Annotated in this window: 17 protein-coding genes (1 of these 17 running past the window's edge); 7 read left to right on the forward strand and 10 right to left on the reverse strand. The window is 71.6% G+C overall.

All coding sequences use genetic code 11. The features are described from left to right. Positions 1-452, reverse strand: the 5' portion of a protein-coding gene (locus B7R87_RS05545) for a DNA-3-methyladenine glycosylase (protein WP_006350066.1). It extends 190 nt beyond the left edge of the window; only the first 452 of its 642 coding nucleotides appear in the window; it begins with the start codon at positions 450-452; the stop codon falls past the left edge of the window. An 84-nt stretch (positions 453-536) separates the two neighbouring features. Between B7R87_RS05545 and B7R87_RS05550 the strand changes: the two genes are divergently transcribed. The 3 genes from B7R87_RS05550 (at position 537) to B7R87_RS05560 (ending at position 2,628) form a co-directional block, all read left to right on the forward strand. Then, positions 537-1,319, forward strand: coding sequence for a sporulation protein (locus tag B7R87_RS05550; RefSeq protein WP_006350065.1), 783 nt, complete (start codon positions 537-539; stop codon positions 1,317-1,319). Between the two features lie 52 nt (positions 1,320-1,371). Continuing rightward, positions 1,372-1,908: a YbhB/YbcL family Raf kinase inhibitor-like protein gene (locus B7R87_RS05555; RefSeq protein WP_006350064.1), complete on the forward strand. Its 537-nt coding sequence runs from the start codon at positions 1,372-1,374 to the stop codon at positions 1,906-1,908. Positions 1,909-2,115: 207 nt separating this feature from the next. Then, positions 2,116-2,628 carry an HNH endonuclease gene (locus B7R87_RS05560; RefSeq protein WP_006350063.1) on the forward strand — a complete coding sequence of 171 codons (513 nt, stop codon included), beginning with the start codon at positions 2,116-2,118 and terminating at the stop codon, positions 2,626-2,628. 74 nt (positions 2,629-2,702) lie between these two features. On the opposite strand, the gene B7R87_RS05565 is transcribed toward B7R87_RS05560, so the two are convergent. The 5 genes from B7R87_RS05565 to B7R87_RS05585 all read right to left on the reverse strand — a co-directional run bounded on the left by B7R87_RS05565 (position 2,703) and on the right by B7R87_RS05585 (position 6,501). Next, entirely contained in the window at positions 2,703-3,479 is a 777-nt protein-coding gene (locus B7R87_RS05565; protein ID WP_006350062.1) for a sulfite exporter TauE/SafE family protein, read from the reverse strand. 57 nt (positions 3,480-3,536) lie between these two features. Beyond that, positions 3,537-4,499: an SPFH domain-containing protein gene (locus B7R87_RS05570; RefSeq protein WP_006350061.1), complete on the reverse strand. Its 963-nt coding sequence runs from the start codon at positions 4,497-4,499 to the stop codon at positions 3,537-3,539. A gap of 88 nt (positions 4,500-4,587) precedes the next feature. Beyond that, the gene (locus tag B7R87_RS05575) at positions 4,588-5,016 is read right to left on the reverse strand and encodes an NfeD family protein (protein ID WP_006350060.1); all 429 of its coding nucleotides are present in this window, start codon (positions 5,014-5,016) and stop codon (positions 4,588-4,590) included. Between the two features lie 74 nt (positions 5,017-5,090). Beyond that, on the reverse strand, positions 5,091-5,882 hold the full coding sequence (locus tag B7R87_RS05580) for an ABC transporter ATP-binding protein (protein WP_006350059.1): 792 nt from the start codon (positions 5,880-5,882) through the stop codon (positions 5,091-5,093). 178 nt (positions 5,883-6,060) lie between these two features. Beyond that, positions 6,061-6,501, reverse strand: coding sequence for a DUF4190 domain-containing protein (locus B7R87_RS05585; protein WP_006350058.1), 441 nt, complete (start codon positions 6,499-6,501; stop codon positions 6,061-6,063). A gap of 220 nt (positions 6,502-6,721) precedes the next feature. Here B7R87_RS05585 and B7R87_RS05590 point away from each other — a divergent pair, with 220 nt between their 5' ends. Next, entirely contained in the window at positions 6,722-7,516 is a 795-nt protein-coding gene (locus B7R87_RS05590; RefSeq protein ID WP_078902413.1) for a hypothetical protein, read from the forward strand. Between the two features lie 58 nt (positions 7,517-7,574). Here the strand turns inward: B7R87_RS05590 and B7R87_RS05595 are convergent, their stop codons facing one another. From B7R87_RS05595 to B7R87_RS05605, 3 genes are all read right to left on the reverse strand, one after another. Then, positions 7,575-7,820, reverse strand: a complete 246-nt coding sequence (locus B7R87_RS05595) for a chaplin (protein ID WP_006350056.1) — start codon at positions 7,818-7,820, stop codon at positions 7,575-7,577. 160 nt (positions 7,821-7,980) lie between these two features. Continuing rightward, positions 7,981-8,631 (reverse strand): response regulator, encoded by a 651-nt coding sequence (locus tag B7R87_RS05600; RefSeq protein ID WP_006350055.1) that lies wholly within the window; start codon positions 8,629-8,631, stop codon positions 7,981-7,983. After that, entirely contained in the window at positions 8,624-9,769 is a 1,146-nt protein-coding gene (locus B7R87_RS05605; RefSeq protein WP_006350054.1) for a GAF domain-containing sensor histidine kinase, read from the reverse strand. Before B7R87_RS05605 ends, B7R87_RS05600 begins: the two co-directional genes overlap by 8 nt. A 219-nt stretch (positions 9,770-9,988) precedes the next feature. On the opposite strand from B7R87_RS05605, the gene B7R87_RS05610 reads away from it, so the two are divergent. Both B7R87_RS05610 and B7R87_RS05615 read left to right on the forward strand, forming a co-directional pair. Beyond that, positions 9,989-10,684, forward strand: a complete 696-nt coding sequence (locus tag B7R87_RS05610) for an SDR family NAD(P)-dependent oxidoreductase (RefSeq protein WP_006350053.1) — start codon at positions 9,989-9,991, stop codon at positions 10,682-10,684. 561 nt (positions 10,685-11,245) lie between these two features. Continuing rightward, the gene (locus B7R87_RS05615; RefSeq protein WP_130584514.1) at positions 11,246-12,016 is read left to right on the forward strand and encodes a transglycosylase SLT domain-containing protein; all 771 of its coding nucleotides are present in this window, start codon (positions 11,246-11,248) and stop codon (positions 12,014-12,016) included. A 106-nt stretch (positions 12,017-12,122) separates the two neighbouring features. Here the strand turns inward: B7R87_RS05615 and B7R87_RS05620 are convergent, their stop codons facing one another. Then, positions 12,123-14,654, reverse strand: coding sequence for an ABC transporter ATP-binding protein/permease (locus tag B7R87_RS05620; RefSeq protein ID WP_006350051.1), 2,532 nt, complete (start codon positions 14,652-14,654; stop codon positions 12,123-12,125). Positions 14,655-15,007: 353 nt separating this feature from the next. Here B7R87_RS05620 and B7R87_RS05625 point away from each other — a divergent pair, with 353 nt between their 5' ends. After that, positions 15,008-16,537, forward strand: coding sequence for a streptophobe family protein (locus tag B7R87_RS05625; protein ID WP_233169026.1), 1,530 nt, complete (start codon positions 15,008-15,010; stop codon positions 16,535-16,537). Positions 16,538-16,585: the final 48 nt, after the last annotated feature.

The following is a 16,585-nucleotide window of genomic DNA, read 5'->3' on the forward strand; positions in this document are numbered from 1 at the left end:
TCCGTGCCGTTGAGGGCGCGGTCGACCGCGAGGGCCGTGGCGAGCCGGGCGGGACCTTTGGCCAGTTCCTTGTCATAACGGGCCGAGACTCGACGTTTGCGGGCCAGCTCCTGGCCCTCGACGATCTCGCCGGCCCGCAGCAGGACCCCGCTCGCCCGCCCCTCGGGGCCGCAGACCACATTGAGGCAGTGCCACATCCCGTAGGTGAAGTAGACGTAGGCATGGCCGGGCGGCCCGAACATCACCTCGTTGCGCGGGGTCCGGCCGCGGAAGGCGTGGGAGCCGGGGTCCAGCTCGCCCGCGTACGCCTCGACCTCGGTGATGCGGAGCACGATGGGGCCCTCGGCCGTCCGCCGTACCAGCACACGGCCCAGCAGGTCGGGCGCGACGTCCAGCACCGGCCGGTCGAGGAAGGGCCTGGGCAGAGGCATACGGTCGGGTCGCTCGGTCATGGCGTCCGAGCGTACCTGCGGAACCGGAGGCGGTCGCCGAGCGTTTTCACGGTGCACAACCCCTTATAAGGAGTGGATCAGGACATGGCCTTCAAGAAGCTGCTCGCGAGCCTCGGTGCCGGTGGCGCCTCGGTGGAGACGGTACTGACCGAGGAGAACGTCGTCCCGGGTGGAGTCGTCCAGGGCGAGGTGCGCATCCAGGGCGGTTCCGTGGACCAGCGGGTCGAGGGGGTGTCCGTCGGACTCCAGGCGCGCGTCGAGGTGGAGGGCGGCGACTACGAGACCAAGCAGGACATCGAGTTCGTCAAGCAGCGCATCGGCGGGGAGTTCGAGGTGAAGGCCGGGGCGGTGCACGTGGTGCCGTTCGGTCTTGAGATCCCCTGGGAGACGCCGGTCACCAGCATCGGCGGCCATCGGATGCGCGGGATGGACATCGGGGTGCGGACCGAGCTGGCGATCGCGCGGGCCGTGGACGCGGGCGACCTCGACCCGATCACCGTCCATCCGCTGCCCGCCCAGCAGGCGATCATCGACGCCTTCGGGCAGCTCGGGTTCCGCTTCAAGAGCGCGGACATGGAGCGCGGTCATATCCGGGGTACCCGGCAGAAGCTGCCGTTCTACCAGGAGATCGAGTTCTTCCCGCCGGAGCGGTACCGCGGGCTGAACCAGGTCGAGCTGTCGTTCGTCGCCGACGAGCGGGAGATGGACGTCATCCTGGAGATGGACAAGAAGCCCGGGCTGTTCACCGAGGGCAGTGACTCCTTCAAGGCCTTCCGGGTCGGTCACCACGACTTCTCGTCGACCGACTGGGTCGCCTACCTCAACCAGTGGCTCACCGATGTCGGCGGTCGGCGCAACTGGTTCTAGGCCCTAGGGTCGGTGGCACTACTGGACTGTGAAGTGAACCGGAGGTGCAGACGTGACCCAGCAGCGGGCTCCCCTGCCGCACGACTTCCATCCCGAGGTGCCGGCGTTCACCGTGGTGAGCGACGACCTCGCCCCCGGTGCCGTGCTCGGCGCCGCCCAGGTGTACGCGGAGGGCAATGTCTCCCCGCAGCTGCGCTGGGAGGGTTTTCCGGCGGAGACCAAGAGTTTCGCAGTGACCTGCTTCGACCCGGACGCTCCGACCGGCAGCGGTTTCTGGCACTGGGTGCTCTTCGACATTCCGGCGTCGGTGACCGAACTGCCCGCCGGGGCCGGTGGCGGGTCGTTCGCCGGACTGCCGAAGGGCGCGGTGCACGCCCGTAACGACTACGGGGCGAAGGAATTCGGCGGCGCCGCTCCCCCGGCGGGTGACGGGCCCCACCGCTATGTGTTCACGGTGTACGCGGTCGACAGCGAGACCCTGGGGCCGGACTCCGACGCCTCGCCCGCCGTGGTCGGCTTCCATCTGCGGTTCCACGCCCTGGCGCGGGCTTCGATCATCGGCGAGTACGAGGTGCCGGCCGCGGACTGACGGACTCCCCCGGTCCGATACTGACCGTTCGTTTCTTGTTTGCCCTGTCCGGGTCGTGGAGAGATCTGGACAGGGCAGGTTTTCTGTCCACCGGGGTCCACGGCCCGCGCGGGACGGATATTGCGTTGTCCATCCCGGCGCGTCCGGCCAGAGTTGGTCCATCCCCGGGCCCGCACAAGCCGGGCCGGTGAACGGAGGTGGGGGAACATGCGGGACACGCTGGTGCTCAACGCGAGCTTCGAACCGCTGTCGACGGTGTCGATGAATCGCGCGGTGGTCCTGGTCCTCCAGGACAAGGCCGTTGTCGAGCAGGCCCACCCCGGTCTCCGGGTCCGCGGTGCCACCGTCGATCTACCGGTGCCGCGCGTGATCAGGCTCTGCAGATACGTCAGGGTGCCGTTCCGAAGACAGGCTCCATGGTCGAGACGGGGTGTGCTGGTCAGGGACCAGCACCGGTGCGCCTACTGCGGCAGGCGTGCCACGACCGTGGACCATGTGGTGCCGCGGTCCCACGGTGGTGGGGACACCTGGCTGAACACGGTCGCCTCCTGCTCCGAGGACAACCACCGCAAGGCCGACCGCACACCGGAGCAGGCGGCGATGCCGCTGCTGCACCAGCCGTTCGTGCCGTCCCCGGCGGACGCGATGCTGCTGGGTCTGCGGGCCGGTGAGCGGTCCGAGCTGCCGGAGTGGCTGCGGACCGCGCGGACCGCGGCCTAGTTTCCGTACCGCGAAGGCTGTGACGAGGGCCCGCTCCCCCGGGGGAGCGGGCCCTCGTCCGTGCGTGGGGGCGGTCAGCCGTAGCGGTAGATCAGAAGTTGGATCAGGGCGATCGTGCCGACGGCGACGATGAGGGCGCGCAGGGCGCCCGGGGGGAGTCGGCGGCCGGCCTTGGCTCCGATCTGGCCGCCGATGGTGGAACCGGCGGCGATCAGTGCGACTGCGGTCCAGTCGAAGTCGGCGACGAAGAGGAAGAAGACCGCGGCGACGCTGTTGACGACGACGGCCAGGACGTTCTTGACGGCGTTCAGCCGCTGGAGGGTGTCGTCGATCAGCATGCCCATCAGGGCCATGTAGATGATGCCCTGGGCCGCGGTGAAGTAGCCGCCGTAGATGCTGGAGAACAGCAGTCCGACGATGAGCAGGGGGCCGCCGTCGGAGCCTGCCGTGGTGCCGTTCTCGGCGCGGCGGCGCTGGACGGCCCGGGAGATCCTCGGCTGGAGGATCACCAGCACCAGGGCGAGCGTGACCAGGACCGGGACGATGGTCTCGAAGGCCGTACTCGGCAGGGCGATCAGCAGGGCGGCGCCGATGATGCCGCCGACCGCGCCCACCGCGCAGAGTTTCAGTACCCGGTCGCGCTGGCCGACGAGTTCGGCCCGGTAGCCGATGGCTCCGCTGATGGAGCCGGCCACCAGGCCGAGGCCGTTGGAGACGGTCGCGGTGACCGGGGGCAGGCCGACCCCGAGAAGGACGGGGAAGGTGATCAGGGTTCCGGAACCGACGATCGTGTTGATGGTTCCGGCACCGATGCCCGCGGCGAGGACAGCAAGCATCTCCCAGATGGTCACAGTGTGCCCCTCCATGATCAGTGCAGTGGGCACTGATCATGCCGGAGGAGTGACCGGTCAGTCGACCGGGGGCACCTCGCGCCGCTCGGTGCCGTTGCCGCCGCCGTTGCCGGGGGAGGAACCGCCGGTGTTGAAGCCGGGGACGCCGCCGCCGAGGTTGCCGAAGGCGCCGGAGAGGCCCTTGAGGGCGTCGCCGATCTCGCTGGGGACGATCCAGAGCTTGTTGGCGTCGCCCTCGGCGATCTTCGGCAGCATCTGGAGGTACTGGTAGGAGAGGAGCTTCTGGTCCGGGTCCCCGGCGTGGATGGACTCGAAGACCGTACGGATTGCCTGGGCCTCGCCCTCGGCCCGCAGTGCGGCGGCCTTGGCCTCGCCCTCGGCCCGCAGGATGGCCGACTGCTTCTCACCCTCGGCGGTCAGGATCTGGGACTGGCGGATGCCTTCCGCGGTGAGGATGGCGGCGCGCTTGTCACGGTCGGCACGCATCTGCTTCTCCATCGAGTCCTGGATGGAGGTCGGCGGCTCGATGGCCTTCAGCTCGACGCGGTTGACGCGGATGCCCCACTTGCCGGTCGCCTCGTCGAGCACTCCGCGCAGGGCCGCGTTGATCTCCTCGCGGGAGGTCAGGGTGCGCTCCAGGTCCATGCCGCCGATGATGTTCCGCAGGGTGGTGACGGTGAGCTGCTCGATGGCCTGGATGTAGCTGGCGACCTCGTAGGTCGCGGCGCGGGCGTCGGTGACCTGGTAGTAGATGACGGTGTCGATGTTGACGACCAGGTTGTCCTGGGTGATCACCGGCTGGGGCGGGAACGGGACGACCTGTTCCCGCAGGTCGATCCGGTTCCGGATGGAGTCGATGAACGGGACGACGATGTTGAGGCCCGCGTTGAGGGTGCGGGTGTAGCGGCCGAAGCGTTCGACGATGGCGGCGCTGGCCTGCGGGATGACCTGGATCGTCTTGATCAGGGCGATGAAGACCAGCACCACCAGAATGATCAGGACGATGATGATCGGTTGCATCGCGTTTCCCCGTGCCCTTCGCTGCCGGATGATGGTGTGATGATGATCGAGTTTCCCAGATCAGGGGCGGTCGTGGGGCTCTTTCCGGTCAGATGACGACGGCGGTCGCTCCGTCGATCTCGACCACGTCGACCTGCCGGCCGGGTTCGTAGCTCGCATCGGGGTCCAGGGGCCGGGCGGACCACACCTCACCGGCGAGTTTGATCCGGCCGCCGTTGCCGTCGACGCGTTCCAGGACGACGGCCTGACGGCCTTTCAGTGCTTCGACACCGCTGGTGAATCCGGAGCCCTGGGAGCGGTGCCGGGCGGCGATCGGCCGGACGACGGCGATCAGCGCCACGGACACGACGACGAAGACCAGCACCTGGACGACGATTCCGCCGCCGAGCGCCGCCGTGACGGCGGCGGCCACCGCGCCCGCCGAGAACATGCCGAATTCCGGCATCGCCGTCAGGACGAGCGGAATGCCCAGTCCGACCGCGCCGATCAGCCACCACACCCACGCGTCGATTTCCACATGGTCATGGTAGGTCGGCGGATCGGCTCGGGACAGAGGGCGACGGCTCCGGACCGGCGCGGGCCGGGCGCCGGTCAGCCCAGCGGGAGTCCGTGGGCGGTCCAGCGGTCGCCCCGCTGCTCGACGACGAGCGGCAGGCCGAAGCAGCGGGAGAGGTTGCGGGAGGTCAGTTCCATCTCGATGGGACCGGCGGCGAGGACCTTGCCCTGGCGGATCATCAGAACGTGGGTGAACCCGGGGGCGATCTCCTCGACATGGTGCGTGACCATGATCATGGAGGGGGCGTACGGGTCCCGGGCCAGCCGGCCGAGGCGGCGGACCAGGTCCTCCCGGCCTCCGAGGTCGAGTCCGGCGGCGGGCTCGTCGAGGAGGAGGAGCTCGGGGTCGGTCATCATGGCGCGGGCGATCAGGGTGCGCTTGCGCTCGCCCTCGGAGAGGGTGCCGAACTTGCGGTCGAGGTACTCGGTCATGCCGAGGCGGTCGAGGAAGGCGCGGGCGCGCTCCTCGTCGACCGGGTCGTAGTTCTCGTGCCAGGTCGCGGTCATGCCGTAGGCGGCGGTGAGGACGGTCTGGAGCACGGTCTGGCGCTTGGGGAGCTTCTCCGCCATGGCGATGCCCGCCATGCCGATGCGGGGGCGGAGTTCGAAGACGTCCACCCGGCCGAGGCGTTCGTCGAGGATGCGGACGGTGCCGGTGCTGGGGAAGAGGTAGCTGGAGGCCAGGTTGAGCAGGGTGGTCTTCCCGGCGCCGTTGGGGCCGAGGATGATCCAGCGCTCGCCTTCCTTGACCGACCAGGAGACGTCGTCCACCAGAGCGCGTCCGTCGCGGACCACGGATACGTCCACCAGCTCCAGTACATCGCTCATGAGCGCGTTGTCTCCCCATCCAGTCGTGTTGTGAGGTGTCCGGGGGCTTGACGTGTGCGGGCCGCCCCCTCGATGAAATCTACGCCACCTGCCGGGCTTCCCCGTCCCCCGGGCCGCTCGTCGGCGGTGCCGGGGCGGGGGCGGATCGCCTGATCGCGCCGTGTCCCGGTGCCGGGGGCTAAGGGGTGACGGTACGGACGAGGGAGTAGGAGTAGGGGTCCGATTCGTCGTACCGGTCCTCGTCTTCCGGGAGGTGCTCCCAGAAGACGGCGATCAGGACGAGGAAGGCCGCGCCGAGTGCGATCCCGATGGCGCCGGTGACGAGGCCGATACGGGCCTGGCTGCCGTTGTCGGCCTCGCCCCGCTTCGCCTTGCGGAGGCCGATCACGCCGAAGACGACCGCGAGGATGCCGAGGACGATGGCGGGGACGCCGTACACGTAGAAGCTGCTGAGGGCGCAGAGTCCGAGCACCATGGCCGTGGTGCCTTTGCCGTTCTGCAGGGACGGCAGCGGCTTGACGCCCGGGTAGGGGTACGGGTGGGGGTAGGGGCCCTGGCCGGGCTGGGGGGTCCAGGCGCCGTAGGCGTTGCCGGGCGGTCCGGCGGGGGCGGTGGGCACCGGGGGGCCGTACGGTCCGGCGGGTGGTTGTCCGGGAGGGACGGGCGGCGGTGGTACGGCTGCGGTAGGGTCTCCGGCCTGCTGATCGGTCATGTGTCCCCCTGGTTCGTTGTCGGCTCCATCGTAGATCGCGTCCGGTGGCGGTCACCGGGCCGGTTCGGGGCGGGTGTTCCGGGCTGGTTCGGGGCGGGTGGCCCGGGCGGGAATCTAGGCTGGGGGCATGATCTCGGATGCTTCGGAACCACGTTCAGGACGGCTCGCGGTGTGGGGCAACGCCCTGTTGGCGGGGCTGGTGTCACCCGACGACGCGGCGGTGGCGATCCGCGGCGACGACGCCGTGCACCGGGTGCGGGGGCTGCCCGGTGAGTCGGGGCCGGTGGGGCTGACGCTGGCCCTGGGGCGGTTGCGGGCGCTGGGGGTGACGGGCTGGCGGGTGGCGCTGCCGGTGGCGGGGCATCCGCTGGGGCTGAGCGGTCCTGCGGAGTTCAACGCCCGGGCGCTGGAGGCCGGGGAGGCGGTGGTCGGTCACGGGGCGGCGTGGGGGCTGGTGCCGTCGGTGACCGAGGCGGGGCCCGCGGGCGATGTGCATGCGGAGGTCGTCTGGGAGTGCCTGCCGGTGCGGGAGGCACCGCCTGCGGACGTGCCGTCGCTCGGGGAGGCGGAGCGGGAGCTGGCGGAGGGGCTGCGGGAGGCGACCCGGGTGCTGTCGCAGCTGGACGTCGCGGGCTCGGGGCCGGTGGCCGAGGCGGCGATCGACGCCTACCGGGCCCGGGCGGAGGCCGGGCGGGTGGGCCTGGCGCCGGGCTATCCGCCGCGGGCGGTGCGGGTGCTGGAGCTGGCGGAGCGGGTGGGGCTGCTGGTCTCGGTGGCGTACGAGAACGGGCACGGGGGTGCGGTGAGCGCTTCCGAGATGGCGGCGCGCGGGGAGGCGCTGCGGCCTGTGGAGCGGGTGGCGCGGCGGGCCCGGGTGGCCGCGTACAACGCGTATGTGGAGGAGCGGGAGCGGGGGCGCTGAGGTGTGCTGCCCGGCCGGAGGACTGCGACGGTTCCTCCGGCCGGGCGGGCGGGGACGGTCAGCCGTTGTGGGCGAAGTTGCCGAAGGCCGGGTTCAGCAGGCCGATGACGTTGACCGAGTTGCCGGAGGCGTTCACCGGGATGTGGACCGGGACCTGGACCAGGTTGCCGGAACCGACGCCCGGGGAGTTGACCGCCGAGCCCGCGGCGTGGGCGCCGGGGGTGGCGGAGGCGATGCCGGCACCGGCGGCCACCAGGCTGCCGGTGATCATGGTGAGAGCGGCGGCCTTCTTCAGGTTCTTCACGTGCGTTGTCCTCCTGGGCGTCGGCCGCGGCGGTCGCCGCGGCACGCACTGGAGAACGGCCGGGCGGCGCGGGAGTTGCGCCGTACGGGTGACATTCATCCGACGGTATGAATCTCCGATGTTCCGGGAACTCCCGGGGTGTGCTCCCGGCGGCCGGTGATCAGGTGGTCAGGCCGTGGCGTACGGCCCAGAGGGCGGCCTGGGTGCGGTCGGCGAGGTCGAGCTTCATCAGGATGTTGGACACATGGGTCTTGACCGTCTTCTCGGAGAGGACGAGGGCCCGGGCGATCTCGCGGTTGGAGCGGCCGTCGGCGATCAGGCCGAGGACCTCGCGCTCCCGTTCGGTGAGGGTTCCGCCGCGGCCCGAGCCGGTGTTCGGATCGTCCTGGGAGAGCAGGGCCCCGGCGACCTCCGGCTGGAGGAGGACGTGTCCGGCGTGGACGGAGCGGATGGCTCCGGCGAGCGCCTCGGGGTCGATGTCCTTGTAGACGTATCCGGAGGCGCCGGCGCGCAGGGCAGGGACGACGGTCCGCTGTTCGGTGAAGCTGGTGACGATGAGGACCTTCGCCGGATTGTCCAGTCCGCGGAGCCTGCGGAGCGCCTCGATGCCGTCGGTGCCGGGCATCTTGACGTCCATGAGGACGACGTCCGGCCGCAGTTCCTCGGTGCGGGCGACTCCCTCGTCGCCGTCGCCCGCCTCGCCGACGACCTCGATGTCCTCCTGGACCTCCAGGAAGGTGCGCAGTCCGCGGCGGACGACCTGGTGGTCGTCGACGAGCAGGACCCTGATGCGGCTGCTGCGGTCACCCACCGGGGACCTCCATTTCGATCGTGGTGCCCCGGCCGGGGGCGGAGTTCACCCGGAGCCGCCCACCGACGCCGCTCGCGCGGTCGCGCATGGAGACGAGTCCGAGGTGGCGGCCGGCCCGGCGGACCGTACGGGGGTCGAACCCCTTGCCGTTGTCGGTGACGCTGAGGGCGGCGCCGGGGCCGCGGCGGGTGAGGCTGACGTCGACCCGTTCGGCGCCGGAGTGGCGCAGGGCGTTGTGGAGGGCTTCCTGGGCGACGCGGAGCAGGGCTTCCTCCTGGGCTGCGGGGAGGGCCTTGAGGCCGCAGGTGTCGAAGGTGACCCGGGCGGTGTGGGCCCGGTCGAGCACCTGGACCTGGGTGCGGAGGGTGTTGATCAGCCCGTCCTCGTCGAGTGCGGCGGGGCGCAGTTCGACGACGGCCGCCCGCAGTTCGTCGGCGGCCTCGGCGGCGAGGTCGGCGACCTGCTGGAGCTCCTCCTTGGCGCGGGCCGGGTGGCGGTCGACGAGGGCGGCGGCGGCCTGGGCGGTCAGGCGCAGGGAGAAGAGTTTCTGGCTGACGGCGTCGTGGAGCTCGTGGGCGAGGCGGGAGCGTTCCTCGGAGATGGTCAGTTCGCGGCTGCGCTCGTAGAGCCGGGCGTTGGTGAGGGCGATCGCGGCGTGCTGGGCGAGGATCGACAGGAGTTCCTCGTCGTCCTCGGTGAAGCCGCAGCCGCCGTCGGTGCGGGGGCAGCGTTTGTTGGCGAGGAAGAGGGCGCCGATGGTCTCGTCGCCGTCCTTGACGGGGAGGCCGAGGAAGTCCTTCATATCGGGGTGTGCGGCGGGCCAGCCGCCGAAGCGGGGGTCCTCACGGACGTCGGCGAGCCGCTCGGTGCGGGCGTCGTGGAGCATCGCGGCGAGCACGCCGTGCTGTCGCGGCAGGGGGCCGATGGCCTTCCACTGGTCGTCGCCGACGCCGTCGACGACGAACTGGGCGAAGCCTCCGTGGTCGTCGGGGACGCCCAGGGCCGCGTACTCGGCGTCGAGCAGTTCACGGGCGGAGGCGACGATGGTCTTGAGGACGTCCCGCACCTCCATCTGTCTGCTCATCGCGAGGAGTGCGGTGCTCACGGCGGCGAGGCCGGAGCTGGGTCGGTGGCTCATGTGCTCACCGTACCGGCGGCCGGGCGGGGCCGTATCGGCCTGTGGACAGCGGGGGGCTAGGACCCGGGACCTAGGTCGAAGTGCCTGGTCGGAAGGGGTCCGGTGGATGAGGCAGGGCCTGTGGGGCGGTTTCTACGGTGGTCGGTGCGGGCGCCGGTGAGCGGGCGCGCCCCGGGGGCCGGGGCCAAAGAGGCCGGAGCTGGACGAGGAGATGCCGATATGCCGGTAGCGGTGGTCACAGGGGGTTCGAAGGGGCTGGGCCGGGCGCTGGCGCTGGGGCTGGCCGCACGGGGCTGGGATCTGGTGCTGGGGGCGCGTACCGCGGCCGTCCTGGCCCGGGCCGCGCGGGAGGCGGAGGCCTACGGGACGCGGGTGGTGGCCGTGCCGGGGGATGTCGCGGACGCGGGGCACCGTGCGGAGCTGGTCGCCGCGGCCGGGCGCATGGGCGGTCTCGACCTGCTGGTCAGCAATGCGAGCGTGCTGGGGGCCGAGCCGCTGGTACGGCTGGACGTACACCCCCTGGCGGGTCTGCGGGAGGCGCTGGAGGTGAATGTGGTGGCGGCGCTGGGGCTGATGCAGGAGGCGCTGCCGCTGCTGCGGGCGGCGGAGGCGGGCACGGTGATCGCCATCAGCTCGGAAGCGGCAGCGGAGGCGTACGAGACATGGGGCGGCTACGGGGCGGCGAAGGCGGCGCTGGACCAGCTGGCGGCGGTGCTGGCGGTGGAGGAGCCGGGGCTGCGGGTGTGGGCGGTGGACCCGGGGGACATGGACACCGATCTGCATACGGCGGCGGTCCCGGCCGGAGGCGAGTACCGCCCCACTCCGGAGTCGGTGGTACCGGCCTTCCTGCGGTTGCTGGACGAGCGGCCCGTGAGCGGACGGTACGGGGCGCGGTCCCTGCTGTCGTCGGGATGAGCCGGCCGGGACAGTGACCGGTGGCCGGTGGCCGATGACTGGGGCCGGTGACTGGGGGCCGGGGGCGGATCCGGTGTGAGGCGCGGGACGGGCGCGGGACGGGGGGACGGGGGCGGGCTGTACGAGGGCGCGGGGGCCGTGCGGCCGCAGGGGCCGCGCGGCCCCTTTCCGGTACGGCGGCGCCGCGGCCCGGCGGTCTGTAGCGCGGGTTCGGGGGTGCTCGTCTCCGCTGCCCGGCCAATCCCCTCACGTATCGAATTGCTGTGGCAACGCATGGTGAAATCGGTGGGGTGGCGATGTGAGCCCGGGCATAGGGCGCAGGTCACTTACGAATCCCGATAGTGGAGAAATAAAGAGGCTGTGAGCGGGTGCGGACCCGGAGAATGGACGTTCTCCCGGGGCCCCGGTCCACTATCCGGGGTCGTACGTCACATGATTGCCAGGGGTTTTTGCGGGCGCTAAGAATTGTTTCTCGTTGCCGCCCCGCCGTGGAGCGCGACGCCGCTCCGGCCCGAATTTGCTTTCGGGCGGCAATTCCCCGATCCGAAGAGGTACGTCTGTATGTCCGCGCCCAGCATCCGTATGACCAAGGCCCGCAAGGTCTCGATCGCCGGTATCGCCACCGCCGGCGCCGCAGCCATCACCCTCTCCCTCGTCCCCGCCGGTGCCACGCCTGCCGAGGCCGCCCCGGTGAACACCAAGGCCGCCGCTTCGGCCGCCAATGTGGCCGTCAGCGCCGAGGCCGTCCAGGCCGCCGTGCTGAGCACCGGTCTCGACGCCCAGAAGTCCAACCTGGACACCCAGGTGCAGGCGGCCGTGGAGAAGGCCGTCCAGACCAAGGCCGACACCAAGAGCGCCGCCGAGACCGCCGTGAAGAAGGCCGCCGCCGAGGCTGCCGCCAAGAAGGCCGCCGCCGCGAACGCCGCCAAGAAGCGGGCCGCCCAGGCCCAGGCCGCGACCCGGGCCGCCGCCGCTCCGGCCGCCGCGCCCGCCGCCGCGCCGAAGGCGTACGCGAACAACCTCGACGGCTGGATCCGCGAGGCGCTCGACATCATGGACAAGCACGACATCCCGGGTACGTACAACGGGCTGCACCGCAACATCATCCGGGAGTCCAGCGGTAACCCGCGGGCGATCAACAACTGGGACATCAACGCCCAGAACGGCATCCCGTCCAAGGGTCTGCTCCAGGTGATCCAGCCGACGTTCAACGCCTACCACGTCAAGGGCACCCCCTTCGACCTGTACCACCCGGTCGCCAACATCGTCGCCGCGGCCAACTACGCCGCCGACCGCTACGGCTCCATCGACAACGTCTTCGGCGCCTACTGAGCCGACGACGGACCTCTCCGGACGCCGGAAGGGCGGCACCCCGCACGGGGTGCCGCCCTTCCGGCGTCGTCGTATGCGCGCCCGGCTGCGGGCGCGCGGCGGCGGACTACTTGCGCATGACCTCGGGCTCGTGCCGGCGCAGCAGCCTGGCGACGACGAACCCGCAGATCAGGCCGATGGCGAGCAGAACGGTGAGGTTGATCCCCCACTGGGCGGCCGTGTTCTCCCACAGGGGGTCGGTGTCGCCGGGGTTCTTCTGGTCCCAGGGCGGCATCACCTGCCCGAGGTCGAGCGTGGTCGCGACGCCCGCGACCGCCCAGCGCGACGGCATCAGCCAGGTGAACTGCTCCAGGCCGGGTGATCCGTACACCTTGAAGAGCACCCCGGTGAAGACGACCTGGACGATCGCGAACATCACCAGCAGCGGCATGGTCTTCTCGGCGGTCCTGACCAGGGACGAGATGATCAGGCCGAACATCATCGAGGTGAAGCCGAGGGCGATGATCATCAGACACATCTCGACCGCGGGCGGCATCAGCAGGCCCTCGTCGGGCAGGGCGCGGCGGGCGAAGCCGATCGCACAGATGATCACGCCCTGGAGTGCGGTGATCATTCCGAGGACGATCACCTTGGACATCAGATAGGCGGAGCGGGAGAGGCCGGTGGCCCGTTCCCGTTCGTAGATCACCCGTTCCTTGATCAGTTCGCGGACGGAGTTCGCGGCACCGGAAAAGCACATACCGACCGCGATGATCAGGATGATCGTGCCCGCATCCGGATTGAACTTTCCCGCGGTGGGTGCCGGGGCCAGGCCGAACTTCGCCGGAATGACCACGCTGACCAGTCCGAGTACCGCGGGCAGGATCACCATCAGGCCCATGAAGCCCTTGTCGGAGCCGATGACCGAGAGATAGCGGCGGATCAGGGTGAACAACTGGGCGCCCCAGCTCTGCGGTTTCGGCGGGCGGAGCTGCCGGTCCGGCGCGGGGGCGGGCTGGGGCGGGACGGCGGCGTCCGGCTCCCCGGCGTAGAGCCGGTAGTGCTGCGAGCCCCTCCAGCGTCCCGCCCAGTCGTAGTCGCGGTAGTTCTCGAAGGCGGAGAACACATCGGCCCAGGTGTCGTAGCCGAAGAAGTTGAGCGCCTCGTCGGGCGGGCCGAAGTAGGCGACGGCGCCGCCGGGGGCCATCACCAGCAGTTTGTCGCAGAGGCCCAGCTCGGCGACCGAGTGGGTGACCACGAGGACCGTACGGCCGTCGTCGGCGAGGCCGCGCAGCAGCTGCATCACATCGCGGTCCATACCGGGGTCGAGGCCGGACGTCGGCTCGTCGAGGAAGATCAGCGACGGTTTGGTGAGCAGTTCGAGGGCGACGGAGACCCGTTTGCGCTGGCCGCCGGAGAGGGCCGTGATCTTCTTGTCCCGGTGGAGGTCGAGCTTCAGCTCGCGCAGCACCTCGTCGATCCGGGCCTCCCGCTCGGCGGCGGCGGTGTCGCCGGGGAAGCGGAGCTTGGCCGCGTAGCGCAGCGCCTTCCGGACGGTCAGTTCCTTGTGCAGGATGTCGTCCTGCGGGACGAGTCCGATGCGCTGGCGCAGCTCGGCGAACTGCTTGTAGAGACTGCGCTGGTCGTAGAGGACTTCGCCCCGGTTGGCGGGGCGGTAGCCGGTGAGCGCCTTGAGCAGGGTCGACTTTCCGGAGCCCGACGGGCCGATCACGGCGACCAGCGACTTCTCCGGGACGCCGAAGGAGACGTCCTTGAGGATCTCCTTGCCGCCGTCGACGGTGACGGTCAGATGGCGGGCCGAGAACGAGACCTCACCGGTGTCGACGAATTCTTCGAGGCGGTCACCGACGACCCGGAACGTGGAGTGGCCGATGCCGACGATGTCCGACGGGCCGATGAGGACGGTGCCCGATTTGGCCATCGGCTGGCCGTTGACGTAGGTGCCGTTGTGCGAGCCGAGGTCGCGGAGCTGGAAGCGGCCGTCGGGGTCGGCGGTGAACTCGGCGTGGTGGCGCGAGACCTGGAGGTCGGAGACGACGAGTTCGTTCTCCAAGGCGCGGCCGATGCGCATCACCCGGCCGAGGGCGAGCTGGTGGAAGGTGGTCGGGCTGCGGTCGCCGTAGCCCTGCGGGGCGCCGCCGGGGCCCGGGCCCCGGTGGGGCGGGGCCTGCTGGGCAGGGACCTGCGGAAGGTGCTGCTGCGGGGATATGTAGTGCTGCTGTTGGGGGTCCGGCCCGGCGGGCGGGGCGTAGGCCCGGGGTGCCTGGGCCTGCGCCTCCGCCTGGACGGGTGCCTGGACGGGTGCCTGGACGGCGGTGGCCGGTGCCTCCGCGGTCCCGCCCGCGGGTGCGGCGGACAGCTTCAGCAGTGGACCGTCGTCGGCGTTGCCCAGACGCACCGTCGAACCGGACGCGAGGTCGGCCTGCTGGATCCGCCGGCCCTCCGCATAGGTGCCGTTGGTGCTGCCGTGATCCTCGATGAGCCAATTGCGGCCGCTCCAGCGGATACCGGCGTGCCGCCAGGAGACCCGGGCGTCGTCCAGTACGACGTCACCCTGTGGATCCCGCCCCAGTGTGTACGTTCTGGACGTGTCGAGCGTCCAGAACCGGCCGTTCCATTCCAGTACGAGTTCCCGCACTCCATGCCCCACTTGCTTGTCCCCCGAACGACCCCCGTGACTGGGAGTCCAAAGGGCTGCGAACAGTCGGGGGAACTATTCCAGGCGTGGTGGCCGGGAGGGAAGCCGGGCCGTGCGGCGAGCGCGACGGCCGGAAACGCACGGCCCGTTGACGGGACGCGGGCCCCGCCGGACAGTGGTATCCGTCCATCACTCCCCGCAGCGCCCCGGAGCCCGGCGGCCCCGGCGCACGGGCGGGGGGATCGGGGGGTCTCGTGGAGGGCACGGGCGGTTCGGGCGGCCGGACCGGCGGGGCGGGGCGGCATCGGGCCCCTGCTCCGCCGACGCCACGGACGGTACGGGCGGTGCGGCCGATGCCGTGGGGCGATGTGCTGCTCACCTCCGTCGCCGCGGTGAGCTGGGCGTACGTCGGCATGGGCGCGGTGGCCGCGCTGGGGCTGCACCTTCTGGAGGCGGATGCCCACGGGCGGCTCGGGCCGCTGACCGCCGCCGTGGTGGTCCTGGCGGTGGGCGGCACCGTGAGACCGTCCGGGGACGTATCGGCGTTCGGCCTGGAGGGCGGGCAGGCGCGGACGGCCGTCGACCTCGCCCCGCTGGGTGTGGGGCTGGCCGGGGCCCTGTTACTGGCGTACGTCTTCCTGCGCTCGCTGCGCCGGGCGGGCACCGGCGTCGGGGCGAGCGAACTCGCCGTACGGGCCGGGGCGGTGGTACTGCTGTTCGCCGGGGTCACCGCTGGGCTGGCCTGGGCGGGCCGCGATGCGGTCACGTTCGACGGGCAGGGCATCAGCGGCGACGGCGGCGGTGACGGCGGGATCCGGGTGCCCGGGCTGGGCAGCGTCGACGTCGACGATCTCATCGGGGGCGGCGGGGGCCTGCGGGACGGACTGGCGGATCTGGTGGGCGCGCGGGCGTCGGTCGGCTTCCGGGTGGACGCGGTGCCGTCGGTCCTCGGGGCACTGCTCTGGGCGGCCGGGGTGCTGGCGATCGCGCTGCTGGTGGGCCGGTGCCCGCTGCCGGGTGTCCTGGGCCGGATCCACCGTCAGGTCAGGCCCGCGGCTTCGGCGCTGGTCTCGGTGGCGCTGGCCGCCGTGGCGGCGGGCTGGGCAGCGGCGGCGTACGCGGCCGTCGGGGACGAGCATCCGAGGCTGATCGCCGGATCGACGCTGCTCGGGGCGCCGAACGGGGTCTGGACCGGGGTGCCGCTCGGGCTGTTCGTGCCCTTCGACGGGCGGGCCGAGGGCGCGCTGGCCGAGGCTGCGCTCCCCGATCCGCTCGGTGAACTCCTCCGGCTCGCGGCGGACGAGCCCGTGACGGTCGCCCGGCTCGCCGGTCTCGACGGGCGGGTCTGGCTGCTGGCGGTGGGCGCGGCGGTGCTGATGCTGCACGCGGGGGTGCTGGCGGCGGCCCGTACCCCGATCGGCGCAGGGGGCGCGGCCGGGTTCGCCGTCCGGTGCGCGGTACGCCTCGGGGCGCTGACGGCCCTCGCGCTGCCGCTGCTGGTGTGGCTGACCCGGGTGTCCGTGGGCGCGTCCCTCTCGGTGCTGGGCTTCGACGCCTTCGGGGCGGGAATCGAACTGGCCGGCCGTACGGGCCGGGCGGCGGCGCTGGGCGCACTGTGGGGCGCGGGCGCGGGCTGCGCGGGCGCACTACTGGTGTACGGGGCCTGGCACCGGGGGCGCGGGCGGCTCACCGGGGAGCCCGTGCCGGTGCCGTCCGGCGGCGGAACCGGGCCGGAGGGGCCCGGCGCCGCCCCGGACGCGGCGGGTCCCGGGCGGTACGGTCCGGGGGCCGGCACCCCGGGCCCCTACGATCCGGCGCCGCCGTACCGGCCGCCGAATCCCGGGACCAATCCCTATCTGCGGCGGCCGCCGGATCCCCGGTGACCGGTGTCCAGCAACCGGGACGCGTCGTCTCGCCGTAACCTTTCGCGG

The sequence above is a fragment of the Streptomyces tsukubensis genome, assembly GCF_003932715.1.
Lineage (GTDB): Bacteria > Actinomycetota > Actinomycetes > Streptomycetales > Streptomycetaceae > Streptomyces > Streptomyces tsukubensis.